This is a genomic window from Vibrio fluminensis, from assembly GCF_015278125.1.
Lineage (GTDB): Bacteria > Pseudomonadota > Gammaproteobacteria > Enterobacterales > Vibrionaceae > Vibrio > Vibrio fluminensis.
On record NZ_JADILO010000020.1, the window covers coordinates 11,902 to 25,759 of the forward strand.

Below are 13,858 nucleotides of genomic sequence, written 5' to 3' on the forward strand. Positions count from 1 at the left end.
CGTTATAAGCGCGCAAAGTCGTTAAAAATCGCCACGGCCATTAGGGCAAATACAATTGCACCACCGAATCGGTAGCCCATCTCCTGCACTTTTTCTGGTACAGGACGTCGAATAATTGCTTCAATCGCAAAGAACAATAAGTGTCCGCCATCTAGCATCGGTAATGGAACCAAGTTAATGATGCCTAAATTGACACTGATTAAAGCTAAAAAGCCCAAAAAGTACACTAACCCATAATCAGCAGTCGTACCGGCGCCCTTAGCAATCGTAATCGGTCCACTTAAGTTATTTAATCCCACATCGCCCACTACTAGTTTTTTCAACATAGTAATGGTCAGTTCAATCACTTGCCCCGTTTTATCTATCGCTTTGCCGATAGACTCAAATACACCAAATTGTAAGTCGAAGCGATAATTTTCAGGCCATTCTGCGACTTCAGGAGCGATTCCAGCAAAGCCAATCGTTGTGCCATCTTTGAGTGCTTTACTTTGGGGAACTAAGTTCAGACTCAATCGTTGCTCGCCACGCATCACTTCAACATCGAGCGGATTATTCGGATTACCTCTAACGACTTCAACCAACTGTTGCCACTGATTGATTGCTTGTCCATTAATCGCAACGATTTTATCACCAGACATTAAACCCGCAGTCTCACCTGCACCGCCCTCAGAAATACTTGCGAGTGTGGTTGAGATTTCTGGGGTATAAGGCCTAAAACCAAGGGCAGACATTGCCGACTGACTGTCTGGATCAAATTTCCAACCGTCAAGCGCTAAAGTAACCTGCTGTTCCATGCCGATACTGTCGCTTGGGACAACGGTCATCGTCAGTGTCTCTTCACCAATGTGCGACACTAACTGCATGTTCACCGATTCCCAATCCGCGGTTTTGACGCCGGAAATCGCTTTTAGTTCCATTCCAGACTCTAAACCTGCCTGAGCGGCTATCGATTGAGGTTGAATGTCACCCACAACCGGCTTAACGGCTGGCACGCCAATAAGAAAAACCAACCAATAAGCAAAAATCGCAAACAAGAAGTTAAATACTGGACCTGCCGCGACAATCGCGGAACGTTTCCATAGAGACTTTTTATCAAACGCAAATTGCTGCATCTCTTGTGGTACGTCGTCAACACGGCTATCCAGCATCTTAACGTAGCCACCAAGTGGGATCATCGAGATGGTGTACTCCGTTCCGTCTTTACCCACTTTACGCCAAATTGATTTACCAAAACCAATCGAGAAACGCTCAACCTTCACGCCACAGCGTCGTGCAACCCAGAAGTGCCCAAACTCATGTACCGCAACCAAAATACCTAGGGCAACGATAAACGAGATAAAGTTCCATAAGATGCCAGTCATGCTCTGCGTCCACTAATAAAGTTCGTTGCAAGAGATCGCGCTATTCTATCAACCTCTAAGATGCTCTCCAAGCTATCACAATTTAGCTGAGCATTCATCGAACAAATCCTTTCGGTTACCCAATTATTGACGCGCGCAATATGGGTAAACGGGATCTTGCAATTTAAAAAGGCCTCGACCGCGATTTCATTTGCGGCATTTAGCGCCGTCGTTGCATGCTGGCCAATGTAACAAGCATCAATCGCCAACTTCAAACAAGGGTAGCGCTTAAAGTCAGGCTCAAGGAAGGTCAACTCACCCACTTTGGTAAAATCGAGAGGTTTCACGCCAGCTGTAACACGCTCAGGGTATGACAGAGTTAGCGCGATAGGCGTCGCCATATCGGGTTCCCCCAACTGCGCTAATGTGGAACCATCTTTGTACTGCACCATTGAATGAATGACTGATTGAGGATGAATCACCACCTTCATCTGCTCACGGCTGGCGTTAAACAACCACTTCGCTTCGATGTATTCCAAACCTTTGTTCATCATGGTGGCCGAATCTACCGAGATTTTTGGCCCCATCGACCAGTTGGGATGGGCTATCGCCTGCTCTGGAGTCACATGCTCAAGATCATCAAGATTAGAGTAACGGAAAGGGCCACCTGAACCCGTCAACAAAATATGCTCAATGCCGTATTCGGCAAGATCACAATGGCCAAGGTTAGTTTGAATCTCGCTTGGTAAGCACTGGAAAATCGCATTATGCTCGCTATCAACAGGAAGCAGCTCAGCCCCACTTTGCTTAACCGCATCAACAAAAAGCTGGCCAGACATCACCAAGGCTTCTTTGTTTGCCAACAATACACGTTTCCCCGCTTGAACCGCAGCCATGGTTGGCATGAGGCCAGCAGCACCGACAATCGCGGCCATTACCGTATCAATCTCACTCATCGACGACACATGACACATCGCCTCAACGCCCGCAGAAACCTCGATCTTTAAACCCGAAGAGCTAAGGATGTTGGCCAATGCCTTAGCGGATTGCTCATCAGCCATCACCGCATATTTAGGCTGCCATTTAACACACAGCTGAGCCATTTTTTCGACGTTTTGACCAGCAACTAAGGCTACGAGTCGAAAGTGTTCAGGATTGTTTTCAATAACCTTCAATGTGCTAGCACCAATGGAGCCGGTTGCACCAAGAATTGTTAAATTACGCATAGCGAAGAACCGATAGTTAAGAGAGCGAGACAAGCCTCGCCCTTCTTAAGAGAATAAGAAATAAAGGAGCGCAAATACAGGGAATGCAGCGGTTAAGCTGTCTACGCGGTCGAGCACGCCACCATGCCCTGGAATAATATTGCTGCTGTCTTTAATGCCAGATACGCGTTTAAACATACTTTCGACTAAATCGCCCAATACAGAAATAACCACAGTAACTAATGTAATTCCGATAAAAGCAGCAACACTTGCAAACTCGATATCAAACCATTCAGCAGTAGCCCAACCGACCAGCAGTGAAGTAATTAAACCGCCAATCAGACCTTCAATGGTTTTATTTGGACTTACGTGAGGCGCCATCTTACGTTTACCTAGACTCTTCCCTGCAAAGTAAGCACCGCTATCTGCAGCCCAAACAATAAAGCAAACATAGAGCACTAATTTTGCGCCATGATATGGGTCGGTAAGTACCCCTTCAGCGCGCAACATCACGATACTCCATAAAAATGGCAGCATAGTAAGGATGCCAAATAGATGACGAAGTAGTTTAGAGCCTTGCCATAGAGAGGCAGATTTAGGGTAAGTAACTGCTAGAGCACTTGAGAATAGCCACCAGATAAAGCCCGCGCTAAGCACGGCATAATGACTAATAGAGAGATGATTCAAACTGTATGCATCAAAAGGAATTAATGCGAAGCTCAACCCCGTCACCACCAAACTAGGCAATAGAGCGAGAATACGGTTATTGGTTTCGACAAACTGGGTCCATTCCCAAAAACCAATCAGAGTAACACCAGCAATTAGAGCGATAAAAAGAGGTAGAGAAAGCTTAAAAATCGCCAAAATCACTAATGGAGCCAGGATAAGCGCGGTGATAATTCGTTGTTTCAAACTTGAGTCCTTATTGGCATTCCATCAGTGCTCTAACTTGCTCGCCAGTGCACCCGAAACGACGTTCACGTTCGATAAACCAAGTAACAGCTTCAATTAAGCTATCCTCGTTAAATTCAGGCCAATAAATAGGGGTGAAATACATTTCAGCGTAAGCAAGTTGCCAAAGCATGAAATTACTAATGCGACATTCGCCACTGGTGCGAATAAGTAAGTCAACTTCTGGCAGATCTGACATCGTCAGATGCTGAGTAATAAGAGATTCGTTAATTTGGTCTACGTTTAGCTCACCTTGCTGCACTTGTCGTGCAATCTGTTTGGTCGCTTCAGTAATATCCCATTTACCGCCATAGTTGGCAGCAATATTAATGACCATACCGCTATTGCCAGCGGTTAACTCTTCAGCCTGAGCAATTTTTTGCTGTAAACGTTGATTAAAACGGCTGGTATCGCCAATAACGCGAAGACGAAGACCATTTTTATGCAGTCGTTTTACTTCGGTAGATAGAACGGTAATAAACAGTTCCATCAATACACCCACCTCTTCTTCTGGGCGACGCCAGTTTTCGCTGCTGAATGCGAATAAGGTAACGGCTTTAATACCCAATCGAGCGGCAGTAGAAATGGTTTTGCGTACCGCAGAAACACCATTTTTATGACCAAATACGCGAGGTTTGCCTTGCGCTTTAGCCCAGCGGCCATTGCCATCCATAATGATAGCGATATGTTTGGGAAGCAGTTCAGGTGAGAGTTGTGAATTTTGCATAGAGATATCTAGGTAACTAGCAGGGGTCAAAGAGTAGCATAAAAAAGCACTGCGCGCAGAGCGCAGTGCTTTTTTTTGAAGGAGGTTGAAGAATTAAACTTCCATCAACTCTTTTTCTTTTGCCGCTAGTACGTCATCCACATTCTTAACAGCAACGTCTGTTAGTTTTTGGATTTCGTCTTGGCCTTTACGCTCTTCGTCTTCAGAGATTTCTTTATCTTTTAGAAGCGCTTTAAGATCGCTGTTTGCATCACGACGAATGTTACGTACTGCAACACGCGCGCCTTCTGCTTCACCACGTACGATCTTAACTAGATCTTTACGGCGTTCTTCCGTTAGTGGTGGAAGTGGAACGCGGATGATAGTACCTGCAGACATAGGGTTTAAGCCTAGGTCTGATTGCATGATCGCTTTTTCAACTTTTTGCGTTAGTTCGCGGTCGAAAACAGTGATTGCTAGAGTACGAGCATCTTCCGCTACTACGTTAGCCACTTGGTTAAGAGGCGTTGGTGCACCGTAATACTCTACAGATAGACCAGATAGTAGGCTTGGGTGTGCGCGACCCGTACGAACTTTAGAAAGGTTGTTCTTTAGAGCTTCAACACTCTTTTCCATGCGCTCTTGCGCGTCTTTTTTGATTTCGTTAATCACGGTTTCACCTTAATAATTCTTCTTTCTCAAAGAAATTTTAACAGGGCTATTCGATAAGTCGCTACCTTTCTAAATAGCGACTTTACAGATTAAGCTTTATCGGTAATCAAAGTACCTTCAGCCTCACCCATAACCACGCGACGTAGCGCACCTGGTTTGTTCATATTGAATACGCGGATTGGCATTTTGTGGTCGCGAGCAAGTGTAAATGCTGCTAAATCCATCACTTTTAGTTCTTTATCAAGAATTTCAGCGTAGCTAAGCGTATCATACAGCTCTGCGTCTGGGTTTGCTACTGGGTCAGCAGTAAATACGCCATCAACTTTCGTCGCTTTTAGAACTACGTCAGCTTCGATTTCGATACCGCGTAGGCACGCAGCTGAGTCAGTTGTAAAGAATGGGTTACCAGTACCTGCTGAGAAGATAACAACGCGACCTTGACGTAGTTCGCGAATTGCATCAGCCCAGTTGTAATCGTCACACACACCTTTTAGTGGAATCGCAGACATTACACGTGCATTTACGTAAGCGCGGTGTAGCGCGTCACGCATTGCTAGGCCATTCATTACAGTAGCTAGCATACCCATGTGGTCACCCACTACACGGTTCATGCCTGCTTCAGCAAGACCTGCACCACGGAATAGGTTACCGCCGCCAATTACCACACCAACTTGAACACCTAGTTCTACCAGCTCTTTTACTTCCTGCGCCATACGGTCAAGAATTGCAGGATCAATACCAAAACCTTCTGAGCCTTGAAGTGCTTCACCACTCAGTTTTAATAAGATACGTTGATATGCTGGTTTAGGGTTCGTAGTCATGGATTTTACCTTCCAAAAAGAGAGTTATTAATTAACAGTCATGAATGAATACTAAATAAATGATTTGCCATCTATCAATACCAATTCATCACGATTAAAAATCGCTGGCTGATCATAAAAAGACCGCAGCCATGGCTACGGTCTAGATATCTCAGCGTCTCTAAGGATTAACCTTTTTGAGCTAGAGCTACTTCTTCAGCGAAGCTTAGGCCTTCAGCTTTCTCGATACCTTCACCTACTTCTAGGCGAACGAAGTTAGAAACTGATGCACCGCGCTCTTTTAGGATTTCGCCAACAGACTTCTTAGGTTCCATAACGAAAGGCTGACCAGTTAGTGAAACTTCGCCAGTGAATTTCTTCATGCGACCTTCAACCATCTTCTCAGCGATTTCTTTAGGCTTACCTTCGTTCATCGCGATTTCAACTTGAACTTCACGCTCTTTAGCAACTACGTCAGCTGGTACGTCAGTTGGGTTAACGTATTCTGGACGTGATGCAGCAACGTGCATTGCAACGTGCTTAAGAGTTTCTGCGTCGCCTTCACCAGCAACAACTACACCGATTTTCTCACCGTGACGGTAAGTAGCGATAGCAGCGCCTTCAAGGTACTGTACGCGACGGATAGCAACGTTTTCGCCGATCTTAGCAACTAGAGCTACACGCTCTTCTTCAAACTTAGCAATTAGCTCTTCAACTGAAGCTTTAGAAGCTAGTGCTTCTTCTGCTACTTTCTCTGCGAATGCAGTGAAGTTGCCGTCTTTAGCAACGAAGTCAGTTTGACAGTTAACTTCAAGAAGAACAGCTACGCCGTCTGCGTCTTTGATGATGATCGCGCCTTCAGCAGCTACGTTACCTGCTTTCTTAGCAGCTTTAGCAGCACCTGATTTACGCATGTTTTCGATTGCTAGTTCGATGTCGCCGTTAGTTTCAACAAGCGCCTTCTTACATTCCATCATACCTGCGCCAGTACGTTCGCGCAGTTCTTTTACTTGAGCAGCAGTAACAGCCATTCTGTATTCCTCGGTTGATTCTCGATAGGGTAAAAATCAGGGGCCTACATTGTCGGCCCCTGATGATAACTATAACTCAGCGAATGCAACAATTAAGTTACACATGAGCTAAGTAAGACTCGGAGCCGCTATTATTCAGCTTCTACGAAACCGTCTTTTTCAGCTACAACAGCAACGTCTTTGTTGCGACCTTCAGTTACTGCAGAAGCTACAGCATTTAGGTATAGTTGTACTGCGCGGATTGCGTCGTCGTTACCTGGGATGATGTAGTCTACGCCGTCTGGGTTAGAGTTAGTATCTACTACAGCGTATACTGGAATACCTAGGTTGTTAGCTTCTTTAATCGCAATGTGCTCGTGGTCAGCGTCGATTACGAATAGAGCGTCAGGTAGACCACCCATATCTTTGATACCACCAAGAGATTTCTCTAGCTTCTCCATTTCACGAGTGCGCATTAGAGCTTCTTTCTTAGTTAGTTTATCAAAAGTACCGTCTTGAGACTGTGCTTCAAGATCTTTTAGACGCTTGATAGACTGACGAACAGTTTTGTAGTTCGTTAGCATACCGCCTAACCAGCGGTTGTTAACGTAGTACTGGTTGCTTGCGATAGCAGCTTCTTTAACAGCTTCAGATGCAGCGCGTTTAGTACCTACGAATAGAACTTTACCTTTCTTCTCGCCAACTTTAGCTAGTTCAGCTAGAGCTTCGTTGAACATTGGTACAGTTTTTTCTAGGTTGATGATGTGAACGCGGTTACGAGCACCAAAGATGAATGGCTTCATTTTTGGGTTCCAGTAACGAGTTTGGTGACCGAAGTGAACACCAGCTTTCAGCATATCGCGCATTGATACAGTTGCCATTTTAAAATCCTCTATGGGGTTAGGCCTCCACATCCCCCATGATTCCGACTAAGCTTTTGCTCAGCACCCCGGAATATGTGTCGGAATGTGTGTGATTTAAAGATAAATGTTTAGTGGAATTTGTCAGCTTCGCCGAACATCTAATTGAGTCGAAGAGAACAGACAATGTTTCCGGCGCGCTTTATATCACATTTAGCCCCTAATTGGCTAGTAAAAAATCCCAACGCCACTATTGCTATTTCGCATGATTCTCGCCCTGAAGAGCCTGACTTCATTACTTAATGGTTTAGAAATTGAGTTAAACCCTCGCCATAATAGCAAAGTCAATTCACCGATAGAGCCATCCCCGCGCAAGCTACTTGGGTATAACGCCTCTTCCTGTTAAAATGCGTTAATTCGCACATTTATGTGCTGTAGAGAAAGTAGAGAAAAGCCAATGTCAATCAAGATTAAAACGGCTGAAGAAGTCGAACGTATGCGCCTAGCAGGTAGCTTAGCTGCCGAAGTTCTAGAAATGATCGAACCTCACATTAAAGCTGGGGTAACGACAGATGAACTAAACCAAATTTGTCACGATTTTGCTCTAGAGAAAGGCGCTTACTCAGCTCCACTCGATTACCATGGTTTTCCTAAATCAATTTGTACTTCGATCAACCATATCGTTTGTCACGGCATTCCTGCGACACAAGATGAAATGGGCGCTAATGGTCAAATGAAGCCAGCGGTACTGAAAGACGGTGACATTATCAACGTAGATATCACTGTAATTGTCCCTGACGATGAAAACGCAGACCTAAGTGTTCGACCTGCTGGTTATCACGGCGATACATCTAAAATGTTCTTTGTTGGCGATGTTTCACCAGAAGACAAACGCCTATGCATGGTCACGCAAGAAGCCCTATACGTAGGTATGCGTCAAGTTAAGCCAGGCGCAACAGTCGGTGATATCGGTACAGCAATAGAGAAATACATCAAGACCAATAACAAGAACAACCCTCGCAATAAGTTTTCAATTGTGAAGGACTTCTGTGGTCACGGTATTGGTAACGAGTTCCACGAGGAACCACAAGTGGTTCATTACCGTAACAGCGACCGCCGCCAATTCAAAGAAGGCATGTGCTTCACTATCGAACCAATGATCAACGCAGGTAAGTTTGGTTGTACAGTCGACGCTGAAGATGACTGGACGGTCTACACTGGTGACGGTAAGAAGTCAGCGCAATACGAGCACACCATTGTTGTCACTAAAGATGGCTGTGAAGTGTTAACACTGCGTAGCGATGACACGATTCCTCGTTTTATGAAAAACGCCTAATTATCTTATCCCCGCTTCTGCGGGGATATTTTTATGTGCCATATGATTTGATAAAGTGGAACCAGTCAATCTTTTATCTAGCGGTTAAAATTAACTAGCCCCACAAAGCACGGATAGCCCTATGCCTTTTCAATCGCCACTCACCTTCAGTGACGAGCAAATTAATGTTAGCGAACTCAAATCGCAGTTAGAACAATTTGCCGACTATCAAAAGCAAGAGTTTAAGAACCATCATCCAGTCAGTGACTTAGTACTCGGCCGCTCTGATTACACCGACCTACTGCTCACCCGACTATGGCAATACTATGGATTTTCGCAACTGCCGCACATTAGCTTAGTGGCAGTCGGTGGTTATGGCCGAGGGGAACTTCACCCTCTTTCAGACATTGATATCTTAGTGCTATCGAAAAAGACACTGCCTGATGCACTGGGCGCCAAAGTGAGTGAGTTCATCACTTTACTGTGGGACTTGCGCTTAGAAATCGGTCATGCGGTGCGCACCGTCGATGAGTGTGGGGAGATTGGTAGTAAAGATCTGACCGTTGCGACTAACCTGCAAGAGTCGCGATTGCTCACAGGGTGTGAAGAGACCTTCCACCAACTCAAAATGATTGTACATTCCGAGTCGTTCTGGCCTAGTGAGGTCTTTTACAAAGCCAAAGTTCAAGAGCAAACTCAGCGCCACGCGCGTTATCACGATACCACCTACAATCTAGAACCAGACATCAAATCTACCCCTGGAGGTCTACGCGATATTCATACCTTGAGCTGGGTCGCTCGTCGTCACTTTGGTGCCACGTCGTTGTTCGAGATGAGCCGCTACGGTTTTTTAACGGATGCCGAATATCGAGAGCTCGTTGAGTGCCAAGAGTTTCTTTGGCGAGTACGATTTGCTTTGCACATTGAACTGCGTCGCTATGACAACCGTCTCACCTTTGCCCATCAGCCCCCTGTCGCTGAAACACTGGGTTTTGTCGGTGAAGGCAATCGCGGTGTCGAAATGATGATGAAAGAGTTCTATCGCACCTTACGACGTGTAGCAGAACTCAACAAAATGCTGCTTAAGCTATTTGGGCAAGTGATCTTAAATCGTGGCGTAGAAAGCTCAGTGCAAGTCATCAGTGAGGACTTCCAGCGCAGAGGCAGCTTGATAGAAGCACGCAAACCTGCATTGTTCCAAGCACGCCCAGAAACGATTTTAGATATGTTCTTACATATCGCTAATGATTCCACCATCGAAGGCGTCTCACCGCCCACACTACGCCAACTGCGTACCGCGCGTCGCCGTTTTAATAGATTTCTGCATACCATCCCTGAAGCGCGTGAAAAATTCTTAGAGCTTTGCCGCCACCCAAATGCACTGCACAATGCCTTTGGTTTAATGCATAAGCTCGGAGTATTAGCGGCCTACCTGCCGCAGTGGAGCCAAATCGTCGGGCAAATGCAGTTCGACCTATTCCACGTCTATACCGTGGACGAGCATAGCGTACGATTGCTTAAACACATCAATACGTTTAGCTATGCGAAGAACCACAACAAGCACCCGATCTGCTGTGAAGTGTATCCCCGTATTCAGAAAAAAGAGCTGCTGATCATTGCGGCTATTTTCCATGACATTGGCAAAGGTCGTGGTGGCGACCACTCAGTGATTGGGGCCGAAGAAGCCTATGCGTTCTGCCGTGAACATGGTTTATCAACGCCAGAATCCAACTTAGTTTCTTGGTTGGTGCGCAATCACCTCTTGATGTCAGTCACTGCTCAACGCCGCGATATTTATGACCCAGATGTGATTGCCGAATTTGCTAAACAGGTACGCGATGAAGAGTACCTGGAATACTTGGTCTGCTTAACCGTGGCCGATATTTGTGCGACTAACCCAGAGCTGTGGAACAGCTGGAAACGCACCCTACTCGCTGAACTGTTTTACTCCACGCAAAGAGCGCTACGTCGCGGTTTAGAGAACCCGGTTGATGTACGCGAGCGTATTCGTCATAACCAACAAATGGCGTCGGCTCAGCTGCGTAAAGAAGGATTTAGTAGCCGTGAGATTGAGCTGATTTGGCAACGCTTTAAAGCCGACTATTTCTTACGTCACACCCATAAACAGATCGCTTGGCATTGTAGTAACTTACTGCGTCATGATGATCCAACCCAACCTTTGGTACTGATCAGTAAAAAACCGACCCGCGGTGGCACCGAAGTGTTTGTTTACACCAAAGACCAAAAAGGAATATTCGCCACGGTCGTTGCCGAGCTAGACCGACGCAACTTTAACGTCCATGACGCTCAGGTCATGACCAGTAAAGATGGCTATGTACTCGATACCTTTATGGTGCTCGACCAACATGGCAACCCAGTTGAAGAAGGTCGCCATAAAGCCGTAGAGAAACATCTTGTACATGTGTTAGCCGATGGGCGCCCAACCAAGATCCGCACTCGACGTGCTCCACGCAACTTACAGCACTTTAAGGTCAAAACCACCGTCGACTTTCTACCAAGTAAGAGTAAAAAGCGCACTACCTTGGAGTTTGTTGCCCTCGATACCCCCGGACTGCTTGCGACCGTCGGGGCAACCTTTGCCGATTTAAACATTAACCTTCATGCGGCGAAAATCACCACGATTGGTGAGCGTGCAGAAGACTTTTTTATCATTACCGGTGCAGAGGGCGGAAAACTGAGTGAAGAAGAAGAGTTGGCACTGCGCGAGTGTTTGATCGCCAATGTTGCCGAACTGGCTCCAAACTGATCTTATCCGCAAATTGATAAAAATATAGACAGTTCAACTATATCGGGCTCAAATAGGCTGCTACATTAAAAGTGTTCAATTTCACCTAAGCCAAGCTTAGGTCGCCAAACTCACGATTAATGAGGTAGCCTATGTTTCCACACTTAACGGGTCTAGGCATACAAGATCCCAAACAGATTGAGCGCTATTCTTTGCGTCAAGAAGCCCACAAAGACGTACTCAAAATCTATTTCCGCAAACAAAAAGGCGAGCTCTTCGCCAAAAGCGTTAAATACAAATACCCGCGCCAAATTAAAAACGTACTGGTTGACAGTGGCAGTCACAAGTATAAAGAAGTCACCGAAATCAACCGCAATCTCACCCTAGTGATTGATGAACTCAATAAACTCACGAAACCAGAAAAAAGCGCCGAAGTGGACGTAAAACAGAAAATTCTGTCTGACTTACGTCATTTAGAAAAGGTGGTGTCGAGCAAAATTGCCGAGATAGAGGCAGATTTGGAGAAGCTGAAGTAAGTCTGGGAACACAAAGCGATGACATCGCTTTGTTACGGATGAGGGAACGCTGCGCTACGGAGTTGAAGCCATTCCATAAGCGTTAGCGTTCCGTAAGCGAAGCGCATTATGCTGAGCGCTCCCGAAGCATGGCAATGCCATGCGTTCCAAAATCCATGAGATTACATCCAACCCGCGTATTTGCCGACTAAGTAAAGCGCAACACCCGCCATCACACCCGCTACGATGTCGTCAATCATAATGCCTAGGCCGCCGTGGATACGTTTATCTAACCACCCAATTGGCCACGGTTTTACCATGTCGAAAAAGCGAAACAAGATAAAGCCTGTTAGTAGCCATTTCCAATCTGTCGCGGAAAGTTGGAACATCGGCACGACTGCCATGGTGATCCAAAAGCCAGCAAACTCATCCCAAACAATCGAGCCGTGGTCATGCACGCCCATATCATCAGAAGTGACTTGGCAGATCTTCACACCAACCACACACGCCACCAGCACCGCCAGCAAATAACCACTTAATGGCAATTGAACCAACAACAAATAGAAAGGAATCGCAGCCAAAGTCCCCATGGTGCCCGGTACGACAGGAGAAAGGCCACTACCAAAACCAGTAGCAAGTAAATGCCAAGGGTTCTTTAAAGAGATCAGAGAAAGAGGGTTTGTCATAATTCGCTCTTAATTGGTTTTGAAATGATCGTAGCCATGGAGTTGCCACGTAAGCTCTTGACCATGTTGAGTCAAAGTTAACTCACCGCTATCGTTAATTGTGCCGATACGCGTGATCAAACAATCTATATCACTCAATGCACGCCACATCGTCTGCTGCTGGTCTTCCGGGGCAGTAAAACAGAGCTCATACTCTTCGCCACTTGAGAGTGCGTATTGCTGCGCTTGTTGCTCACTCCCCACAAACGCCAATAGCTGCGGCGAGAGCGGTAGTTGTTCCACTTGTAATTGAGCCCCAACACCAGAGCGCTTAAGTATATGACCTAAATCGGAAATAACACCATCAGAAATATCAATTGCCGCACTAGCGATGCCTCTTAGTGCCTCACCAACTTGGATTCTAGGCGTCGATAAATAGTGACGTTGTTGCAGCTCATTAGCACAAGGTTGAGTTAAATGTACCGGCTCCAGTACCACATCCAGCCCCGCTTTACTGTCGCCAAGCCACCCCGTGACATAGACACCATCGCCCGGCTTCGCACCACTACGTTGCAACGCAGCGCCTTGTGGGATCAAACCTTGCACCGTTAAAGTCAAACTGAGCGGTCCTTTGGTGGTATCCCCCCCAATAAGCTGAATACCATATTGGTCAGCAAGTGCGAAAAAGCTATCACAGAAAGGGGCAAGCCAAGCTTCGTCCACATCAGGCATGGTTAAAGCAAAAGAGACCCATGCAGGCGTCGCTCCCATTGCGGCCAAATCACTGATATTAGATGCTAGCGCCTTGTGCGCAACCCAAGCCGGATTAGCCGAAGATAAGAAATGCGTTCCCGCAACAAGCGTATCGGTACTAATTGCAATTAAGGAACCTGTCGGAGCGCTGACTAATGCGCAGTCATCACCGGCCGCCAACACCACATCGCTGCGTTGTGTTTGTCGACCAACAAAATATTTTTCGATCAGATTGAATTCGCCAGACATAGGATAGAGAAATGATGGAGTTAGGCTGTAGTATATAAAAAAGGTCAGCGAATGCTGACCTTTTTAGTTTT

13 protein-coding genes are annotated in these 13,858 nt (G+C 46.1%); 3 read left to right on the forward strand and 10 right to left on the reverse strand.

Features of this window, described 5'->3' with window-relative positions:
• Nucleotides 1-2: 2 nt before the first annotated feature.
• The 8 genes from rseP to rpsB form a co-directional block, all read right to left on the reverse strand.
• Nucleotides 3-1,361 (reverse strand): sigma E protease regulator RseP, encoded by a 1,359-nt coding sequence (rseP, locus tag IRQ95_RS13820; RefSeq protein WP_194437482.1) that lies wholly within the window; start codon nucleotides 1,359-1,361, stop codon nucleotides 3-5.
• Entirely contained in the window at nucleotides 1,358-2,566 is a 1,209-nt protein-coding gene (gene ispC, locus IRQ95_RS13825; RefSeq protein WP_194437483.1) for a 1-deoxy-D-xylulose-5-phosphate reductoisomerase, read from the reverse strand. The genes rseP and ispC overlap by 4 nt, the downstream gene beginning before the upstream one ends.
• Before the next feature lie 45 nt (nucleotides 2,567-2,611).
• Complete coding sequence (locus IRQ95_RS13830) at nucleotides 2,612-3,457, reverse strand: phosphatidate cytidylyltransferase (RefSeq protein WP_194437484.1); 846 nt, start codon at nucleotides 3,455-3,457, stop codon at nucleotides 2,612-2,614.
• Between the two features lie 10 nt (nucleotides 3,458-3,467).
• Entirely contained in the window at nucleotides 3,468-4,223 is a 756-nt protein-coding gene (gene uppS / locus IRQ95_RS13835) for a polyprenyl diphosphate synthase (protein ID WP_194437485.1), read from the reverse strand.
• A gap of 93 nt (nucleotides 4,224-4,316) precedes the next feature.
• A complete protein-coding gene (gene frr, locus IRQ95_RS13840) occupies nucleotides 4,317-4,874 on the reverse strand; it encodes a ribosome recycling factor (protein WP_075649513.1) in 558 nt (185 codons plus the stop codon).
• An 89-nt stretch (nucleotides 4,875-4,963) separates the two neighbouring features.
• Entirely contained in the window at nucleotides 4,964-5,695 is a 732-nt protein-coding gene (gene pyrH, locus IRQ95_RS13845) for a UMP kinase (RefSeq protein ID WP_194437486.1), read from the reverse strand.
• 167 nt (nucleotides 5,696-5,862) lie between these two features.
• Nucleotides 5,863-6,705, reverse strand: a complete 843-nt coding sequence (gene tsf, locus IRQ95_RS13850) for a translation elongation factor Ts (RefSeq protein ID WP_194437487.1) — start codon at nucleotides 6,703-6,705, stop codon at nucleotides 5,863-5,865.
• A 131-nt stretch (nucleotides 6,706-6,836) separates the two neighbouring features.
• Nucleotides 6,837-7,565, reverse strand: a complete 729-nt coding sequence (gene rpsB, locus IRQ95_RS13855) for a 30S ribosomal protein S2 (RefSeq protein ID WP_194437488.1) — start codon at nucleotides 7,563-7,565, stop codon at nucleotides 6,837-6,839.
• A 436-nt stretch (nucleotides 7,566-8,001) separates the two neighbouring features.
• On the opposite strand from rpsB, the gene map reads away from it, so the two are divergent.
• The 3 genes from map to IRQ95_RS13870 all read left to right on the forward strand — a co-directional run bounded on the left by map (nucleotide 8,002) and on the right by IRQ95_RS13870 (nucleotide 12,141).
• Nucleotides 8,002-8,880, forward strand: a complete 879-nt coding sequence (map, locus tag IRQ95_RS13860; protein ID WP_194437489.1) for a type I methionyl aminopeptidase — start codon at nucleotides 8,002-8,004, stop codon at nucleotides 8,878-8,880.
• 121 nt (nucleotides 8,881-9,001) lie between these two features.
• Nucleotides 9,002-11,626 (forward strand): bifunctional uridylyltransferase/uridylyl-removing protein GlnD, encoded by a 2,625-nt coding sequence (glnD, locus tag IRQ95_RS13865; protein WP_194437490.1) that lies wholly within the window; start codon nucleotides 9,002-9,004, stop codon nucleotides 11,624-11,626.
• Between the two features lie 131 nt (nucleotides 11,627-11,757).
• On the forward strand, nucleotides 11,758-12,141 hold the full coding sequence (locus IRQ95_RS13870) for a DUF3461 family protein (protein WP_075649519.1): 384 nt from the start codon (nucleotides 11,758-11,760) through the stop codon (nucleotides 12,139-12,141).
• Between the two features lie 161 nt (nucleotides 12,142-12,302).
• On the opposite strand, the gene pgpA is transcribed toward IRQ95_RS13870, so the two are convergent.
• Together pgpA and thiL are read right to left on the reverse strand one after the other, a co-directional pair.
• On the reverse strand, nucleotides 12,303-12,806 hold the full coding sequence (pgpA, locus tag IRQ95_RS13875) for a phosphatidylglycerophosphatase A (protein WP_194437491.1): 504 nt from the start codon (nucleotides 12,804-12,806) through the stop codon (nucleotides 12,303-12,305).
• A 9-nt stretch (nucleotides 12,807-12,815) separates the two neighbouring features.
• Nucleotides 12,816-13,787 (reverse strand): thiamine-phosphate kinase, encoded by a 972-nt coding sequence (gene thiL / locus IRQ95_RS13880; protein ID WP_194437492.1) that lies wholly within the window; start codon nucleotides 13,785-13,787, stop codon nucleotides 12,816-12,818.
• Nucleotides 13,788-13,858 lie beyond the last annotated feature (71 nt).